The sequence below is a fragment of the Geodermatophilus siccatus genome, from assembly GCF_900103785.1.
GTDB lineage: Bacteria > Actinomycetota > Actinomycetes > Mycobacteriales > Geodermatophilaceae > Geodermatophilus > Geodermatophilus siccatus.
In genome coordinates, this window is the sequence record NZ_FNHE01000006.1 from 1 (window position 1) to 16,431 (window position 16,431).

Here is a 16,431-nt window from a genome sequence, read left to right on the forward strand (position 1 = left end):
CCACGGCGTCACCCTCCGGCGGGTGCTGACCGACAACGCCAAGAGCTACCGCGTCGGGCGGGCCTGGATCGCCGTCTGCGCCCAGCTGGGCATCGGCCGCCGGTTCATCAAGCCCGGGCGGCCCTGGACCAACGGCAAGGCCGAGCGGTTCAACCGCACCCTGCAGACCGAGTGGGCCTACGCCACCGCCTGGAGCTGCAACGACGAGCGCACCGCCGCCCTGGACAGCTGGCTGACCCACTACAACACTTCCCGCAGCCACTCCGCCCTCGGCGGCCGCCCACCGATCAGCCGACTCGCCGCGTGAACAACCTCCCTGGTCACGACAGCTAGCGCGCCACCCGGGCCAGCTGGCGGGCCTGGGCGACCAGCCGGCCGGTGGCGTCCCAGATGCGGCACTCCTCGTCCGACCAGCCGCCGGCCACCTCGGTGGAGCGCGACTCGACCAGGCACCAGCCCGGCGCCGGCAGCGCGCGGACCAGCACCTGCAGCTGCACGGTGGGCGCCCAGCCCGTCCGGCCGACGGCGAAGGCGGTCGGCGGCAGGGCGTCGGCGAACAGCAGCAGCGCCAACGGGTCGGGGTCGCGGCCGTCGGCCAGCCGGATCCAGGAGCGCAGCACCCGCTGGTCGGAGAACCGGCCGACGGTCCAGCCCGCGGTCGCGGGGTCGAGCCGGGTGTCGATCCGCCGGACCAGGCCGACAGCCGGCCCGGCGCCGGTGGTCCGGGTGACGACGCAGTCCTCGGGGGCGGGCACCTCGGGCGCGGCGTTGACGGTGTACTCGGCCGGCTCGCTGCCGAGCGTCGCCGTCGTCACCTGCGCGGCGATCGACGGGCCGGCCTCGCCGGTGAGCAGCACCGTGGAGTGCGCCAGCGTGCGCCCGGCCGGGCCGGGCGTGACGGCGAGGTGGGCCGGCCCGGCGGCGGTGGCCCGCAGGTAGCTGGCCGACAGCGCGACCGGGTGCGGGTGCGGGCTGTCCAGGACCGCGGCACGGGCCGCGACCGCCAGCAGGTAGCCGCCGTTCAGGACGCCGCCGCCGACGTCCCAGCCGGGGCCGAGGTCGGCGACCAGCCCCCCGCCCTCGGCGCGGCGCACCGCCGTGGCGGCGTCGAAGGCGGACGGGGTCCCATCGGTCTGCGGCACGCCCGGAGCCTGCCAGGGCGGGAGTCCGGGCGTGCACGCACCCGAGCGCGGCCCGGCTCCCGCACCGCCGACGGTGACCGCCCCGCTCGGTCACCAAGCGGCGCCAATGAGGTACGGAAAGCGACGTCTCGGCGTCCGGAACGCCGCACCGTGACCACACCTTCACGAAGCGCGACGCGCCGTCCTCCGCACCCCCAGGACTGGGGGGCGGCGTCCCCCTCTGCCGCGTGTGCCCCGCACCTCCTCCTCCCCCGGAGCCTCGGATCCATCGAGAGCGAGCCGCGGGGGCGGGCTCTGCGACGCCGGGGGGCGGGTGCACGTGCACGGGTACGGGGACGAGACGGCCGGGGTGTGCCCGTTCAGCGGGACGGGCGCCGGGACGACGCGCCGCGGGGTCCCGCGGCGCACCGTGTTGGCCGGGCTGGCGAGCCTGGCCGCGCTGCCGGTCATGGGCGGGACGGCGCACGCCGCGCCGGGCCGGACGCCGACCTCGCCACCGCCGCCGCGGCCGCCGGCCCGCCGCCCGCGGGCCACGCGCGGCGCGCACGCCGTCGGCAACCCGCGCGGCAGCGACATCGCGGTGCGCGCCGGGCGGGACAAGGAGGCCCGCTTCGGCGTGATGTTCAAGAAGCTGCCGGCCTTCTCCCCGCCGGACGCGCTGCTGACCGCGCTGGCCCTCTCGATGAACGACGGCAAGGCACCGCTGTCCGACGTCAAGGACTCCGACGTCGCCTTCGACAACCCGGGCATGCCGGCCGGCTACATCTACCTCGGCCAGTTCATCGACCACGACATGACGCTGGACAAGACCCCGCTCACCCAGCAGCAGCAGGACCCGCGGGGGATGACCAACTACGACACGCCCCGCTTCGACCTGGCCAGCGTCTACGGCAAGGGCCCGGCCGGCAGTCCCGAGCTCTACGACCCGGCACGGCCGGGCTACCTGCTGTGCAACGACCACGACGGGGTGCGCGACCTGCCCCGCGACGACGTCGGCGCGGCCTACCTCGGCGACCCCCGCAACGACGAGAACCTGATCGTCGCCCAGCTGCACGCGGTCTTCCTGCGGCTGCACAACAGGCTGCGCGACCAGGGCCGGAGCTTCGAGCAGGCCCAGCAGCAGGTGCGCTGGCACTACCAGTGGCTGATCGTGAACGACTACCTGCCGCGCATCGTCGGGCGGGAGGTCGTCGACCGGCTGCTGCGCCGCCGCCGCAGCGGCCCGATCGAGTTCCTGGGCCGGTTCTACAAGCCACGCGACCCGCGACGGCCCTACATGCCGGTCGAGTACTCCGGTGCGGCCTACCGCTTCGGGCACAGCATGATCCGCGCCGAGTACGAGGTGCACGACCAGCACACCGTGCCGATCTTCGCCAACGAGGGCTACCAGGACCTGCGCGGCAACCGCCCGGTCCCCGAGGACCTCTGGATCGACTGGAACTACTTCTTCGAGATCCCCGGGATGAGCACGCCCGACGACCGGAACACGGCCCGCAGGATCGACACGCAGCTCTCCCTGCCGCTGTCCACGCTGCCACCGACCGTCGTCGCTCCGACCGCCGACGCGATCACCTCGCTGGCCGAGCGCAACCTGCTGCGCGGCAAGCGGCTGGGCCTGCCCGCCGGCCAGGACGTCGCCACGGCCATGGGCCTCGAGCCGCTCACCAACCAGCAGCTGGGCCTGACCGACCCCGGCTGGAAGGGGAAGGCGCCCCTGTGGTTCTACGTGCTCAAGGAGGCCGAGCTGCTGGGGGGCCACCGGCTGGGCCCGGTCGGCGGCACGATCGTCGCCGAGGTGGTCCTCGGCGTGATGGCCTGCGACACCACCTCCTACTTCACGGCGAACCCCGGCTTCGACCCCGGGCCGGGGTATGCCATGGGCTCCTTCCTGCTCTGGGCCGACGCCATCGACCCGCGGGCCTTCGAGGACCCGGAGGAGGAGCCTGCGGACGGCGAGGTCGACGAGCTGCCCGAGGAGGAGGCGCCGCACGAGGAGGAGCCCGAGGTCGAGGAGCCGGAGGACGCCGAGGAGCCCGAGCCGCTCGAGCCCGGGGAGGCGCCCGACCCCGCGGCCACGACCCCGGTCCCCGGCCCGGTCGTCTGAGGGAGGACCACCCCTCAGCGGCCGACCGGCCAGGCGGCGACCCGGTCGTAGCGCGGCACGGGTCCGAGGTGGCTCTCCAGCAGCTCCACCTCGGTCACGGGCCAGCCGGGGCCGCGGTGGCCGGCCAGCCGCTCGGGCAGGTCGCCGTCCCCCGGCCGGCCGGGCCGCCAGCGGCCGAGGGTGAGGTGGGCGCGGAAGGGCCGGTCCTCGACGGGCAGGCCGAGCCGGCGGGCGACGGCGGCCAGCCGGGCGGCGAGGACGCGCAGCGCCGCGTCGTCCCCCGTGACGCCGGCCCAGAACACCTGCGGACGACGCCGCGTGCCGAACCGCCCGGCGCCGGCGAGGCGCAGGCTCATCGGCGGGGTGGCTGCCACGGTGGGGCCGGCGGCGGCGACCAGCTCCTCGACCTGCTCGGCCGGGACCGCGCCGAGGAAGAGCAGCGTCAGGTGCCAGCGCTCGGGCGGCGTCCAGCGAGGTGCACCGGGTGCCTCGCGCAGCGGCGTCAGCGCACGGTCGAGGTCGGTCAACGCGCCGGCCGGCGGGGTCACCGCGAAGAACAGCCGCCGCGGCCGGGGCGCGGTCAGTCGGGCACCGCCAGGCCGGCGTCGCCCAGCGCCGCCTGCAGGCGCAGCCGCTCGACGTCGCGGGGCCGCCCCGGCGGGACGGCGTCCAGCGCGTGCGGCACCTCCAGCAGCCGGGCCGCCTCGACGAGGACGTCGTCGTAGGCCGCCTGCAGCCCGCGGCGGCGGGCCATCGGCGCCCCGGCCGGCACGCGGGCGAGCTGGGCGCCGAGCCGGCGCAGGTCGGCGGCCACCAGCTCGAGCGGGCGGCCGGCCGGCGCGATCGGCTCGCGTCTGCGGCGCAACGGCGCCGGCAGGCGCGCCGACCCGAAGACCAGGCGGGCCACCCAGCCGGCCAGGGCGACCGAGCCCACCACGCCGGCGACGATGGCGGCCAGGTGCAGCAACGAGGTCCCCATGCCGCCTCCACGGACGACTCGAGAGTGGTGGCCGTCACGGTACGACGGTCGGCCGGGGGTCAGCTCGCCTGCGTGCCCGGTGCCTCCGCCGACGCCGCCTCCGCCGCGGCCCGGGCCGTCGCCGGCGGGACCGCCCGCGGGGAGACGTGCAGCTGCAGCCGCGGTGGGACGACGCGCGCCTCCAGCCGGACCCGTCTGCCACGGGCCAGCCACGCCGCGGCGATCCCGCCCGCGGCGACCGCGACCGCGCCACCGAGGACGAACCCCCAGGGCGCCCCCCACCGCTCGGCCACCCAGCCGATCAGCGGCGAGCCGATCGGCGTCCCGCCCATGAAGCAGGTGAAGTACAGCGCCATCACCCGGCCGCGCAGCTGCGGGTCGACGCCCAGCTGCACGAAGCTGTTGTTGGCCACGCTGAACACCAGGCCCGCCGCGCCGGTCGGCACGAGCAGGGCGGCGAACGACCAGTACGTCGGCATCAGGCCGCAGACAATCGAGGCCACCCCGAAACCCGTGGCCGCGAGCACGAGGAACCGCTGCCTCGGCCGGGTGGTGCGCCGGGTCGACAGCAGCGCGCCGGACAGCGATCCGGCCGCGAAGCACGTGGTCAGCAGCCCGAACGCCTCGGCGCCGACGCCGAAGACCTCGCGGGCCATCAGCGCGATGGTGACCTGGGAGTTGAAGGTGAAGGTGCCCAGCACGAGCGCCAGCCCCAAGGCCAGCCTCAGGTCCGGCCGCGACCACGCGTAGGCCAGCCCCTCGCGCAGCTGGCCCCGGGCCCGCGCGACCGGTGGGCTGGAGTGCAGCTCGCCCGGCCGCATGGACAGGAGTGCGCCGATGGTGAACGCGAAGCTGGCCGCGTTGGTGAAGAAGGCCGGCGCGGTGTCTCCCGAGGCCGCGCCGATGAGCAGCCCGGCGACCGCGGGGCCGACCAGCCGGGCGCCGTTGAAGATCGTCGAGTTGAGGCTGACCGCGTTGGGCAGCAGCTCCGGGCCGACCAGCTCCGCGACGAAGGCCTGCCGCACCGGTGCATCGACGGCGGAGACCGAGCCGAGGGCGCCGGCGAGGACGAAGACGTGCCACAGCGCGATGCCGTCGGTGGCCACCAGCAGCCCGAGCAGGAGGGCGAGCAGACCCATCAAGGTCTGGGTGGCCACGAGCATGCGGCGCTTGGGGTAGCGGTCGGCGAGCACCCCGCCGTACAGGCCCAGCAGCAGCGTGGGGCCGAACTGCAGCGCGGTGATCAGCCCGAGGGCGACGCCGTTGTCACCGGAGAGCTGCAGGACCAGCCAGTCCTGACCGATGCGCTGCATCCAGGTGCCGGTGAGGCTGACCAGGTTGGACGCGGCATACAGCCGGTAGTTGCGTACGCGCAGCGACCGGAACGCCCCTGTGTCCCCAGCTCCCCTGCTCACCCACTCGCCGCCGGCCGCAGGTCGTGAGCCGGCGCCGCGGTGTCCGGCGTCGTCGGGCTCACGGTGCTCAGCCTAACCGCGGACCCCCAGCCGGACTCAGAAGAGCTGCTGGAGCGGCTCCAGGGCGAAGTAGACGAGGAACAGCGCGCTGATCAGCCACATGAGCAGGTGGATCTCGCGCCTGCGCCCGGCCGCGACGTGCAGCAGCACGTAGCTGACGACGCCGGCACCGATGCCGTTGGTGATCGAGTACGTGAACGGCATGAGCGCGATGGTGAGGAAGGCCGGGATCACCACCGTCATGTCCCCCCACTCCAGGTGGCGGATCTGGTTGACCATCAGCGCGCCCACGATCACGAGCACCGGCGCCGCGGCCTCCGACGGCACGATCTCCACCAGCGGGCTGAAGAACATCGCCAGCAGGAACAGGACGCCGGTGGCCACGCTGGCCAGGCCCGTCCGCGCGCCGTCGGCGACCCCGGCGGCGCTCTCGACGTAGGTCGTGTTCGACGAGACGCTCGCCGCACCTCCGGCCGCGGCGGCCACCGAGTCGACCAGCAGCACCGGTTGCGACCTGGGCAGGTTGCGCTCCTCGTCGAGCAGGTCACCCTCGGCGCCGACCGCGGTCACCGAGCCGACGGTGTCGAAGAAGTCGGCGATCATGATCGAGAAGACGATGAGCAGTGCCGCGATCACGCCGATCCGCTCGAAGCCGCCGAACAGCGAGAAGTTGCCCACGATCGACAGGTCGGGAGCGCTGACGACCTGGTCCGGCAGGGTCGGCACCTGCAGCGCCCAGCCACGCGGGTTGACCTCGCTGCCGTCGGCGCCGACACGCGGGCCGACGTCCGCCAGGGCCTCCACGACGATCGCGAGCACGGTCGAGACGACGATGCCGATGAGCAGCGCGCCCTTGACCCGGCGGACGACGAGCACGCTGGTGAGCAGCAGCCCGACGACGAAGACCAGCAGTGGCCAGCCGGCCAGCTGGCCGTTGACGCCGAAGCTGATCAGCGGGCTGCCCGGGCGGATGACCCCGGCGTCGGCCAGTCCGATGATCGTGAGGAAGAAGCCGATGCCGACGGCGATCGCCGTCTTCAGCTGCGCCGGGATCGCCTCGAAGACCGCCCGGCGGAAGCCGGTGAGCACCAGCACGGTGATGAGCAGGCCCTCGAGGACGACCAGGCCCATGATCTCGGGCCAGGACAGCTGCGTGGCCGCGAAGACCGCGACGATGGCGTTGATGCCCAGCCCGGTGGCCACGGCGAAGGGGTACCGCCCGACGATGCCCATGAGGAGCGTCATGACCCCGGCGACCAGCGCGGTGACCGCGGCGACCGAGGCGAAGGGCAGCGTGGCCCCGGTGATGTCCGCCCCCGACAGGATGATCGGGTTGAGCACCACGATGTAGGCCATCGTGAAGAAGGTCGTGAGACCGCCGCGCACCTCGCGGGTGACCGTCGAGCGGCGGGCGCTGATGCCGAAGTAGCGGTCCAGGCCGTTGCTCGGCCGGACGCGGGGGCCCTCGCTGCGGCGCGGGCGCTGTGCCCCGCCGGCGACGTCGGCGGGCGTGCCGCCGTCCGTGGTGCTGCCCGAGGACGGGCGGGACTTCTCTGCCATGGCGACTCTCCGGGCGCGCGGCCGGGCGAGCGGGCGGCGGGGGAAGCGCGCCGGCTGACCGGTGGGGACTGCGATGAGCGGCGACAGCGTGCCACACGGGTGTTCCGACCAGGTGACACGCGTCGGGGCCTGCGGGTTCTAGGGTCGACCCGTGCCCCGACCGGCCAAGCAGGCGCCTCCCCCACTGCATGTCGACACCGTGCGGGTGGTGCTGGCCGGGACGGCGCTGTGGGTGGTGGCGCTCGTCGTGCTGCTGCTGCTCGGCGACCGGGTGGACCGGGTGTGGACCTGGACCTGCGTCGCCGGCATCGCGCTGGCGTTCGTCGGGCTGGGCGTCATGCGCCTCCAGGGCCAGATCGGCCGGCGCGACTGACACCCCGCTGAGCTCGGCCACCGTCGCCGGCGCTGGAGCTGCTGCTCCCCGCCTCAGCCCCTGCCTCCCACCTGTGGGCAGGGGGTGACTCTCCTCACGGAACTCCTCCCTTGCTTCCTCCTGGAAGCAGCGGCTGAGGTTCCCGAAGACGGCTCCCCACCGTCGCGGACCGACGTGGGAGTCCGGAGGGTCCCCGAGGAGGGACGCGTCCGGCAGGGCTCGGCTCAGCCGGAGGACGGCACCTGGCCGCGGTGCTGCGACCGACGAGCGGGCCCGGAGGGTCCCCGAGGAGGGACGCGTCCGGCAGGGCTCAGCGCAGCGGGGGCACGGCACCTGGCCGCGGTGCTGCGACCGACGAGCGGGGCCCGGAGGGTCCCCGAGGAGGGACGCGTCCGGCAGGGCTCAGCGCAGCCGGAGGACGGCACCTGGCCGCGGTGTCGGCCGGTAGGCCGACAGATCACGGGGTCACAGGACGTCGAACGAGCCGGTGTCGTAGCGGGCCGAGCGCACGACCTCCGCGGCGTCGTCGGCGACCAGCGTCGCCTGGCTGTGCGCGCCGCAGCCGTAGTCGACGGCGACCACGCGGCCGTCGGCCGGGGCGTAGACGTTGCCGCAGGCACCGAAGCTCTGCCGCAGCGAGCCGGCCAGCGGCAGGAAGAACCCGCAGGTGCCGCACGGACCGGGCGCCTGGCGGGCCATCGCCGAGCGGGGACCGAACTCCCCGGCGTTCCAGCGGGCCACCGCCTCCGCGCGCCCCTCCCTGGACATGACCCGCTCGCGGCCGAGGCCGATCTCGGAGGCCACCACGGACCCCTCGGGGTCGTCGGCCGAGTCGTCGTCGGTCGTGTAGCCGGGGACCAGCCGGGGGTCGTCCTCGGTGGAGGGCAGCACGTCGCCGACCGAGAGGTCACCGGGGCGCAGCCGCTCGTGCCACGGCACCCAGGCGGGGGCGAGCAGCGCCTGCTCGCCGGGCAGCAGCACGACCTCGTCGACGGTGACGTGCTCCTCGCCGGGCACCGCCGCGAGGGTCACCGCCCAGTACCAGCCGACGTAGCCGGGCAGCCGGCTGGCGAAGGAGTGGGTGACCACGTCACCGAGGTCCGCGCCGCCCTGTTCCGCGGACGGCGTCTCGCGGGTGGCGCCGAGGTGCTCGCCCACCAGCTCGGGGGACCCGGCGGTGTCGACCGCAGCGGCCCGCGCCTGCTCGACGGCGGTGCTGGGCGCGTCGCTCCCCGCGGCGGCGGGGTCGGAGAACTCGGCCACGGCGCCATTGTCCCTGACGCCCGGAGCGGCCCGGGTGCGCGGGGGCGCTGTCCGTGTCCTCCCAGGTCGGTGCGGCACCATGGGCTGCGTGTCGTCGTCCCGCCCACCCGGCGCCCGCCGCGCCCTGCGCCGGCGCCCGTCGCCGCCTGCGGCCCCGGGTGCGGAGACGGCACCGTTGGAGGTGCCGCGGGCGGCCACCCGTCCGCTCCCGACCGCGGGCCAGGTGCCCGGGCCGTGGGCCGGGGACGGCGCGGGTGCTCCTCCGCCGACGGCTGCGCTGCCCCCGGCCGCCCCGCCGCTCGCCCCGGTGCCGCGGAAGCTGACCGTCACCCGGGTCGCGGCGGCGCGCACCCGTGAGCTGACCGGGGCCGCCGTCCGCCGGGTGCAGACCGCCAGCCGGGCCGACGGCGCCGCGGAGAGCGGGCTGGCGCAGCTGCTGTGGGTCAACGCCCTGCACATGGCCGGCGACGCGATGATCGCCGTCTCCCTGGCCGGCACCCTCTTCTTCGCCGCCACCACCGACGCGCAGCGCAGCAACGTGGCGCTCTACCTGCTCGTGACGATGGCGCCGTTCGCGGTCGTCGCCCCGGTGATCGGGCCGCTGCTCGACCGGCTGCAGCGCGGCCGCCGCTGGGCGCTGGCCGTCAGCCAGCTGGGCCGGGCCGCGCTGGCGCTGGTCATGGCCGCCCACTTCGACGACCTCTGGCTGTACCCCGCCGCGCTCGGCGTGCTGGTGCTGTCCAAGGCGCACAACGTGCTGCGCGCGGCGGTGGTCCCGCGAGTGCTGCCCGGCGCGATGTCGCTGACCTCGGCCAACGCCCGGACGTCGGTGTTCGGCCTGGTCACCGCCGGCGTCTTCGGCGGCATCGGCGCCGGCGTGGCCTGGGCGCTGGACTTCTCCTGGCTGCTGTGGGCCACCGCCGCGGTGTTCGTGTGCGGTGCGGTGCTCGCGCTGCGGCTGCCCCGGCACGTCGACGTCCCCACCGGTGAGCTGCCCGCCGACGTGCTCTCGACCGCGCCCCAGCCGGTGGCCGCGGGGCGGCGCCGCCGGCCGGTCAGCCCCCGGGTGGTCGTCGCGCTGCGGGCCAACGCGGCGCTGCGCGGCCTCGGCGGCTTCCTGACGATCTTCTCCGCCTTCCTCGTGCAGGCCACGGTCGAGGGCGGCTGGCCGGGCACGCTGGCGCTCGGCGCGGTCGCCGGGGCGGCCGGCGTGGGCAGCGTGCTGGGCACCGCCGTCGGCTCCCGGCTGCACCGGGTCGACCCGGACCGGGTGGTGCTGTGGTCGGCAGGCACCGCGGCGGCGATCACCGTCGTCGCGGCGGTCTTCTACAGCCTCGCGATGGCCGCCGTCGTCGCCGGCGTGGCCGCCGTCGCCAACGCGCTGGGCAAGGTCGCCCTCGACGCGATCATCCAGCGGGAGGTGCCCGAGAGCCTGCGGGCCTCGGCGTTCGCCCGGTCGGAGACGATGCTCCAGCTGTCCTGGGTCGTCGGCGGCGCGCTGGGCATCGCCCTCCCGCCGACCGGCTGGCTGGGCTTCACCGTCGCCGCGGGCCTGCTCGTGCTCGCCGTCGGGCTGGTGCTCTGGGGTCCGCGCCGCCGCACCCCGGCCCCGACCGCGCAGGTGCCCGCCGCGGACGCCCTCACCGACCCGCTGGGGCGGCTGTCGTGAGGCGGCTCGCGCTCCCGGCCGTCGTCCTGCTGCTGGCCGGTTGCGGCTCCGAGCCGTCGGGCCCGCAGGACGTCGTCGTCGAGGCCGGACCGCAGCGCGTCGAGGCCGCCCCCACCCAGTACTGCGTGGACGGCGAGGGGCAGCGCTACGCCACCGACCCGCCGTACGTCGAGGTCTCCCCCGACACGCCCATCCGGCTCACCGTGCCCGAGCCGGTGGCCGAGCGCGGCTGGAGCGTGCAGGTGTTCGACGAGAAGCTCGAGGGGCTGCTCGGCGAGGTGCCGGTCGACACCGGCGCGGCCGTGTTCGAGGTCAACAGCAACGACGTCGCCCCGCCGGCCTTCTACCTCGTCGTCGTCGAGGACGCCGGCGAGGAGTGCGACGGCTTCAGCGGGGCCTGGCCGATCGGCTTCCTGCGCGCCGGCGGCGCCCAGGACGGGACGGCGACGGAGCCGACGGCGCCCGCGCCCTAGGTGACGTCCTGGAACGACCCCGTCCCGGGCCCCGCCCTGAGGCTCGCCAAGGGGGCAGGACGGGGTCGTTCCTCAGTGCTCCAGGTCGGTGGCGACCGCGCGCAGCACCGAGGCGACCTTGCGGGCCACCGGCCGGTCGGGGTGCCGGCCGCGGCGCAGGCCGTTGGAGACGTCGTCGAGCAGCTTGATGAGGTCCTCGATGATCGGGACCAGCTCGTCGGGCTTCTTGCGGGTCCGCTCGGCGTGCGCCGCGGTCACCGAGGGCAGCGGGTCGAGGACCCGCACCTGCAGCGCCTGGTCGCCACGGCGGCCGGCGACGATGCCGAACTCCACCCGCTGGCCGGGCTTGAGCTCGCCGGTGCCGGACGGGAGGGCGTCCTTGTGCACGAAGACGTCCGGGCCGTCCTCACGGGAGAGGAAGCCGAACCCCTTCTCCGGGTTGAACCACTTGACTCTGCCGGTGGGCACGTTGATCCCTCAGTCGTCGATCGCGGGCGGCCCCGGCACCGGGCCGGGAGGACAGGCGGCACGGACGGCCGTTGATCCCAGGTTAGTCGCCGAGCGGCGTCGTCCCACCCGTATTGCGCCGCCCGCCTCCCCGGCCCGACCTAGCCTGGCTCGGTGCCGCCTGCCGACCACCCCGACTACCGGTTCACGCTGGCCAACGAGAGAACACTGCTGGCCTGGCTGCGCACCGGGCTGGCGTTGGTCGCCGGCGGCGTCGCGGTCGCGGAGTTCGCACCCGACCTCGGCGTCCCGTGGGGCAGCGCCGCGGTGGCGGTCGCGCTGGTGCTGACCGGGCTGGGCGCGGCCGTCGGCGGGTACGTGCGCTGGCGGCGCAACGAGCGGGCGATCGCCGCCGACCGGCCGCTGCCGCCGGGGCGCGTGCTGCCGGCACTGGTGGCCGCGGTGGCCGCCGTGCTCGTCGTCGTGGCCGTCCTGGTCGGTGTGGACGTGGTGCAGCGGTGAGCAGCCGGCAGACCCAGCCGGAGCGCACCGTCCTCTCCTGGCAGCGCACCGGCCTGGGCGTGCTCGCCCTCGCCGGCCTGCTGGCCCGCGCGGCGGTGACCGACGGTGCACCGGTGCGGCTGGCCGTGGCCGGCGGGGTGGCGCTGCTGGGCCTCGGCGTGCTGGGCGGCCTGACACCGGTGCGGGCCCGGGCGGTGGACCGGGCGCTCGACCGCGGGACCGGGGTGGCCGTGCCGCGGCTGGCGCTGGCGGTCACCGCCGTCGTCGTCGCCGTGGCCGGCGTCGCCCTGGTGGCGGTGCTCAGTCCCCGCTGACCGGCCGCTCGACGATGCCGAGCCGGTCGAGCAGCACGAGGAACACCGCGGCGAAGTCGTTGGCGGCCACCTCGCGGCGCACCCGGTCCCAGTCGACCTGCTCGCGCAGCGCCCGCGCCACCGGCAGCAGCCGCCCGTAGTCGCAGTAGTGCTCGTCGAGCGCCATGAGCTTGGTGACGACGATGTCGGTGGCCTCCAGCACCGGCATGTGCACCGAGAGCACCGGCATGTCCTCGGCCCGGTCGATGAGGTCCTGCTCCACCGGGATGCCGCAGGTGCGCCACAGGACGTCGATGAACGAGTTGCCCTGGACGACCTTGGTCAGCCAGTCCTCGGCCGGGTCGACGACCTGCAGCCCCGCCTCGGCCAGCACCTTGGCCGCCCGTTCGGCCTCCGCCGCCGGTACCAGGAAGTCCGCGTCGTGGTCGGGTTCGGGCGCCCCGCGGACCCAGGCGGCGTAGCCGCCGCACAGCGCGAAGGGGACGTCGCCCTGTTTGAGCGCGACGGCGACGCGCTTGAGGAGGTCACGGATCTCTTCGCGGTCCGAGGGTTGCACGCACAGCCTGCTACCCGGGGTGCGCCCTCCGGAACACGGCGGTGTGGGCGGCGGCGCGCGGGGCACAGGAGCCCTCGTGCGGATCGCGACCTTCAACATCCTCCACGGGCGCTCGCCGGTCGACGACCGGGTCGACGTCGAGCGCCTGGCCGCCGCGGTGAAGACCCTGGACGCCGACGTCCTGGGGCTGCAGGAGGTGGACCGGGACCAGCCGCGGTCGATGAACGCCGACCTGACCGCCGTCGCCGCCGAGGCGATGGGGGCGGTGGACTCGCAGTTCGTCGCGGCCCTCTCGGGCACCCCGGGCGGCACCTGGATGGCGGCCACCGGCGACGAGCAGCCGGGGTCGGCCAGCTACGGCATCGCGCTGCTGTCGCGCTACCCGGTGGTGTCCTGGCGGGTGGTGCGGCTGCCCGCGCTGCGCAGCCGGGTGCCGGTCTGGTTCCGCGGCGCCCCGCGCCCGAAGCTGGTCGGCGACGAGCCGCGGGTCGCCGTCGCCGCCGTCCTGGAGGGGCCCTGGGGGCAGTTCACCGTCTGCAACACGCACCTGTCGTTCGTGCCGGGGTGGGGCGCGCTGCAGCTGTCGAAGCTGGTCCGCTCGCTGACCGGCACCCGCGAGCCGCTGGTCCTCATGGGCGACCTGAACATGCAGGCCGGTCAGGCGGTGCGGGTCAGCGGGCTGCAGCCCCTCGCGCCGGCCACGACGCCGACCTTCCCGGTGGACGAGCCGATCCGGCAGCTGGACCACGTGCTGGCCCGCGGGCCGATCGCCGCGAGCGGCGCGGGCGAGGCGCTGCGGCTGCCGCTGTCGGACCACCGCGCCCTCGTGGTGCCCTGCGCCCCCGCCTAGCCTCCGCCGTCGGCCCCTGCCGGGTGGCGCCGCCGGCCCCGTCCAGAGGCTCGTCCCGAGCGTGCGAGAGATGAGGACGGAGTCCTCCCACTTCAGGCGTTGCGGACGGCGTCGGCCGCCTCCAGGCCGAGCTCCCGGACCGAGACCTCGCGCATCTCGACCTTGCGCACCTTGCCGGTGACCGTCATCGGGAAGCCGTCGACGATCTTGACGTAGCGCGGGATCTTGTAGTGGGCCAGCTTGCCGTTGCAGAACTCGCGCAGCGCCTCGGACGTGAGCGGGGCGGCGCCCTCGCGCAGCCGCACCCAGACCATGAGCTCCTCGCCGAAGCGCTCGTCGGGCACCCCGATGACCTGGGCGTCGACGATGTCGGGATGGGTGAAGAGGAACTCCTCGACCTCGCGCGGGTACACGTTCTCACCGCCGCGGATGACCATGTCCTTGATCCGGCCGACGATGTTGAGGTAGCCCTCGGCGTCCATGACGGCGAGGTCGCCGGTGTGCATCCAGCGGGCGGCGTCGACGACCTCGGCGGTCTTCTCCGGCTCGTCCCAGTAGCCCAGCATCACCGAGTAGCCGCGGGTGCAGAACTCCCCCGGCGTCCCGCGCGGCACGGTCAGCCCGGTCTCGGGGTCGATCACCTTGACCTCCAGGTGGGGGTGCACCCGCCCGACGGTCGAGGTGCGCCGGTCCAGGTCGTCGTCGGCGCCGGTCTGGGTGGAGACCGGTGAGGTCTCGGTCATGCCGTAGCAGATGGTCACCTCGGTCATCCCCATCTCCGCGACCACCCGCTTCATCACCTCCACCGGGCACGGCGAGCCGGCCATGATGCCGGTGCGCAGGCTGGAGAGGTCGTAGGAGGCGAAGTCGGGCAGGGCCAGCTCGGCGATGAACATGGTGGGGACGCCGTACAGCGAGGTGCAGCGCTCGTCCTGCACGGCGCGCAGCGTCGCGGCCGGGTCGAAGCCGGGCGCCGGGATCACCATCGTCGCGCCGTGCGAGGTGGCCGCGAGGTTGCCCATCCCCATGCCGAAGCAGTGGTAGTAGGGCACCGGGATGCAGATCCGGTCGGCCTCGGTGTAGCCGCAGCCCTCACCGACGAAGAACCCGTTGTTGAGCAGGTTGTGGTGGGTGAGGGTCGCGCCCTTGGGGAAGCCGGTCGTGCCCGAGGTGTACTGGATGTTGATCGGGTCGTCGGCCGACAGCTGGGTCTCCCGCTCGGCCAGCAGGCCGCGGTCGCCGGCCCGGCCGGTGGCCACCAGCTGCTCCCACTCCGGGGAGCCGAGGAAGACGACCTCGCGCAGGTCGGGGCAGCGGTCGCGGACCTCGTCGACCATCGCGCGGTAGTCGCTGGTCTTGAACGCAGGTGCGCTCACCAGCACCGAGATGCCGGCCTGCTCCAGCACATAGGCCAGCTCGTGGGTGCGGTAGGCCGGGTTGATGTTGACCAGGATCGCGCCGAGCTTCGCCGTCGCGTACTGCACGAAGGCCCACTCGGCGCAGTTCGGCGCCCAGATGCCGACCCGGTCGCCCTTGACCACCCCCAGGGCGTCGAGCCCCAGGGCCACGGCGTCGACCTCGGCGACGAACTCCGGGTAGGAGAAGCGGCGACCGGTGGCGCACTCGACGAGCGCCTCGTGGTCGCCCACCCGCGCCGCCGTCCGATCGAGGTCGGCCCCGATCGTGTCCCCGAGGAGGGGCACGGTCGAGGTGCCGTTGCTGTAGGACGGCAGCGCGGGCTGGGTCATGCTCTTCCTCCTGGATGTCGGCCCCCCTGCAGGGGCCCGCTGCGAGCTTGCGAGCTGTGGGGGGCAGGGGGGTCCTTCTACTACTCGCCCGCCTGGACGCCGGCCCGGTTGGGCTTGTCGGTCGGGTGCGCGTACCGGAGGCGGCTGGGCGGCAGCGGGAAGTCGTGGTCCTCGCCGAAGGGCGACAGCGGGCCGGCCGACTCCGCGAGGAACTCCGTCACCGGTGCGCCACCGTCGTCCGACTGACCCCAGGTGGGCTCCACCAGGTGCTCGTGCTTGGGGTTCCGCTTGGCCATGTGCCGTGCCCTCCGTTGTGCTGGTCCGCGCGGTGCACCGCCCGGTGCCCGCGTCCGTCGTGCATCTTGGCGGAAGCAGTACCCCGGACGCACGCCGGTCAGCCCCTGCGCCGGGTCAGTGGTGCCGCACCGCCCGGGCGCCGTAGAGCGTGGGGAGGCCGTCCGCGGTGAGCACCCACTCGCGCGGCCCGACGGGGGCGGCCCGCACCACCGCGTCGTGCAGCTGCTGGACCGCCCGGGTGCGCCAGACCGCGGTGCTGGTCAGCCGCAGCCGCACCGGTTCGGCCAGGGGGTCGAGCTCGTCGTAGCCCTCGGGCTCGAAGGACAGCACCGCGGGCCCCGCGATGCGCAGCACGCCGGTCTGCCAGGGCACCGTCTGCAGCGCCCGCTGCCAGCGGTGGTGCCGGGCCAGCGCGCCGGCCCCGGCGGCGGCCGACACCGAGCCCACCATCACCAGCGCGAGGACGACGAGGCCGGCCAGCGGCACCCGCTGCCCCGAGTCCCGGGCGATGGTGACCGCGGCGGCGCCGAGCAGCACCCCGAGGACGACGGCGATCAGCCCGCCGGCCAGCCAGCGCAGCGCCCCGGCCTGGTAGCCGGTCAGCGCGGTGCGGGTCTGGGGGTCGTCGGCGGCCGGGATCACGCCTCCATGCTGGCAGG

19 protein-coding genes are annotated in these 16,431 nt (G+C 75.0%); 8 read left to right on the forward strand and 11 right to left on the reverse strand.

The window, feature by feature from the left end:
• A partial coding sequence (locus tag BLS21_RS12250; protein WP_139177094.1) for an integrase core domain-containing protein occupies positions 1-307 on the forward strand: 307 nt, incomplete at its 5' end.
• A gap of 22 nt (positions 308-329) precedes the next feature.
• Here BLS21_RS12250 and BLS21_RS12255 read toward each other — a convergent pair.
• Positions 330-1,142, reverse strand: coding sequence for a thioesterase family protein (locus BLS21_RS12255; RefSeq protein WP_091218487.1), 813 nt, complete (start codon positions 1,140-1,142; stop codon positions 330-332).
• Between the two features lie 319 nt (positions 1,143-1,461).
• On the opposite strand from BLS21_RS12255, the gene BLS21_RS12260 reads away from it, so the two are divergent.
• Positions 1,462-3,246 (forward strand): peroxidase family protein, encoded by a 1,785-nt coding sequence (locus tag BLS21_RS12260; RefSeq protein WP_139177096.1) that lies wholly within the window; start codon positions 1,462-1,464, stop codon positions 3,244-3,246.
• Between the two features lie 14 nt (positions 3,247-3,260).
• Here the strand turns inward: BLS21_RS12260 and thpR are convergent, their stop codons facing one another.
• The 4 genes from thpR to BLS21_RS12280 all read right to left on the reverse strand — a co-directional run bounded on the left by thpR (position 3,261) and on the right by BLS21_RS12280 (position 7,260).
• The gene (gene thpR / locus BLS21_RS12265) at positions 3,261-3,830 is read right to left on the reverse strand and encodes an RNA 2',3'-cyclic phosphodiesterase (protein ID WP_091218492.1); all 570 of its coding nucleotides are present in this window, start codon (positions 3,828-3,830) and stop codon (positions 3,261-3,263) included.
• The gene (locus BLS21_RS12270) at positions 3,827-4,225 is read right to left on the reverse strand and encodes a hypothetical protein (RefSeq protein WP_091218495.1); all 399 of its coding nucleotides are present in this window, start codon (positions 4,223-4,225) and stop codon (positions 3,827-3,829) included. The genes thpR and BLS21_RS12270 overlap by 4 nt, the downstream gene beginning before the upstream one ends.
• Before the next feature lie 59 nt (positions 4,226-4,284).
• On the reverse strand, positions 4,285-5,640 hold the full coding sequence (locus tag BLS21_RS12275; protein WP_091218497.1) for an MFS transporter: 1,356 nt from the start codon (positions 5,638-5,640) through the stop codon (positions 4,285-4,287).
• A 96-nt stretch (positions 5,641-5,736) separates the two neighbouring features.
• Positions 5,737-7,260, reverse strand: a complete 1,524-nt coding sequence (locus BLS21_RS12280) for an NCS2 family permease (protein WP_091218500.1) — start codon at positions 7,258-7,260, stop codon at positions 5,737-5,739.
• 151 nt (positions 7,261-7,411) lie between these two features.
• On the opposite strand from BLS21_RS12280, the gene BLS21_RS12285 reads away from it, so the two are divergent.
• Positions 7,412-7,633 (forward strand): DUF2530 domain-containing protein, encoded by a 222-nt coding sequence (locus BLS21_RS12285; RefSeq protein ID WP_091218502.1) that lies wholly within the window; start codon positions 7,412-7,414, stop codon positions 7,631-7,633.
• 465 nt (positions 7,634-8,098) lie between these two features.
• Here BLS21_RS12285 and BLS21_RS12290 read toward each other — a convergent pair whose 3' ends face one another.
• Entirely contained in the window at positions 8,099-8,896 is a 798-nt protein-coding gene (locus BLS21_RS12290; protein ID WP_091218505.1) for a DUF3027 domain-containing protein, read from the reverse strand.
• Positions 8,897-8,975: 79 nt separating this feature from the next.
• On the opposite strand from BLS21_RS12290, the gene BLS21_RS12295 reads away from it, so the two are divergent.
• On the forward strand, positions 8,976-10,565 hold the full coding sequence (locus tag BLS21_RS12295; RefSeq protein WP_245700361.1) for an MFS transporter: 1,590 nt from the start codon (positions 8,976-8,978) through the stop codon (positions 10,563-10,565).
• Entirely contained in the window at positions 10,562-11,038 is a 477-nt protein-coding gene (locus BLS21_RS12300) for a DUF2771 family protein (RefSeq protein ID WP_091218508.1), read from the forward strand. Before BLS21_RS12295 ends, BLS21_RS12300 begins: the two co-directional genes overlap by 4 nt.
• A gap of 72 nt (positions 11,039-11,110) precedes the next feature.
• Here BLS21_RS12300 and BLS21_RS26445 read toward each other — a convergent pair whose 3' ends face one another.
• Entirely contained in the window at positions 11,111-11,506 is a 396-nt protein-coding gene (locus BLS21_RS26445) for a cold-shock protein (protein ID WP_091218511.1), read from the reverse strand.
• Between the two features lie 153 nt (positions 11,507-11,659).
• On the opposite strand from BLS21_RS26445, the gene BLS21_RS12310 reads away from it, so the two are divergent.
• Both BLS21_RS12310 and BLS21_RS12315 read left to right on the forward strand, forming a co-directional pair.
• Positions 11,660-12,007, forward strand: a complete 348-nt coding sequence (locus BLS21_RS12310) for a YidH family protein (protein WP_091218513.1) — start codon at positions 11,660-11,662, stop codon at positions 12,005-12,007.
• Positions 12,004-12,321 carry a DUF202 domain-containing protein gene (locus tag BLS21_RS12315; RefSeq protein WP_091218515.1) on the forward strand — a complete coding sequence of 106 codons (318 nt, stop codon included), beginning with the start codon at positions 12,004-12,006 and terminating at the stop codon, positions 12,319-12,321. Before BLS21_RS12310 ends, BLS21_RS12315 begins: the two co-directional genes overlap by 4 nt.
• Here BLS21_RS12315 and BLS21_RS12320 read toward each other — a convergent pair.
• Entirely contained in the window at positions 12,308-12,877 is a 570-nt protein-coding gene (locus BLS21_RS12320) for a nucleotidyltransferase family protein (protein ID WP_091218518.1), read from the reverse strand. The genes BLS21_RS12315 and BLS21_RS12320 overlap by 14 nt on opposite strands.
• Positions 12,878-12,953: 76 nt before the next feature.
• On the opposite strand from BLS21_RS12320, the gene BLS21_RS12325 reads away from it, so the two are divergent.
• Positions 12,954-13,727 carry an endonuclease/exonuclease/phosphatase family protein gene (locus BLS21_RS12325; protein WP_091218519.1) on the forward strand — a complete coding sequence of 258 codons (774 nt, stop codon included), beginning with the start codon at positions 12,954-12,956 and terminating at the stop codon, positions 13,725-13,727.
• Positions 13,728-13,819: 92 nt separating this feature from the next.
• On the opposite strand, the gene BLS21_RS12330 is transcribed toward BLS21_RS12325, so the two are convergent.
• The 3 genes from BLS21_RS12330 to BLS21_RS12340 form a co-directional block, all read right to left on the reverse strand.
• On the reverse strand, positions 13,820-15,475 hold the full coding sequence (locus BLS21_RS12330) for an AMP-binding protein (protein WP_091218522.1): 1,656 nt from the start codon (positions 15,473-15,475) through the stop codon (positions 13,820-13,822).
• An 80-nt stretch (positions 15,476-15,555) separates the two neighbouring features.
• The gene (locus BLS21_RS12335; protein ID WP_091218524.1) at positions 15,556-15,771 is read right to left on the reverse strand and encodes a hypothetical protein; all 216 of its coding nucleotides are present in this window, start codon (positions 15,769-15,771) and stop codon (positions 15,556-15,558) included.
• A gap of 115 nt (positions 15,772-15,886) precedes the next feature.
• The gene (locus tag BLS21_RS12340; RefSeq protein WP_091218526.1) at positions 15,887-16,414 is read right to left on the reverse strand and encodes a hypothetical protein; all 528 of its coding nucleotides are present in this window, start codon (positions 16,412-16,414) and stop codon (positions 15,887-15,889) included.
• Between the last annotated feature and the right edge of the window lie 17 nt (positions 16,415-16,431).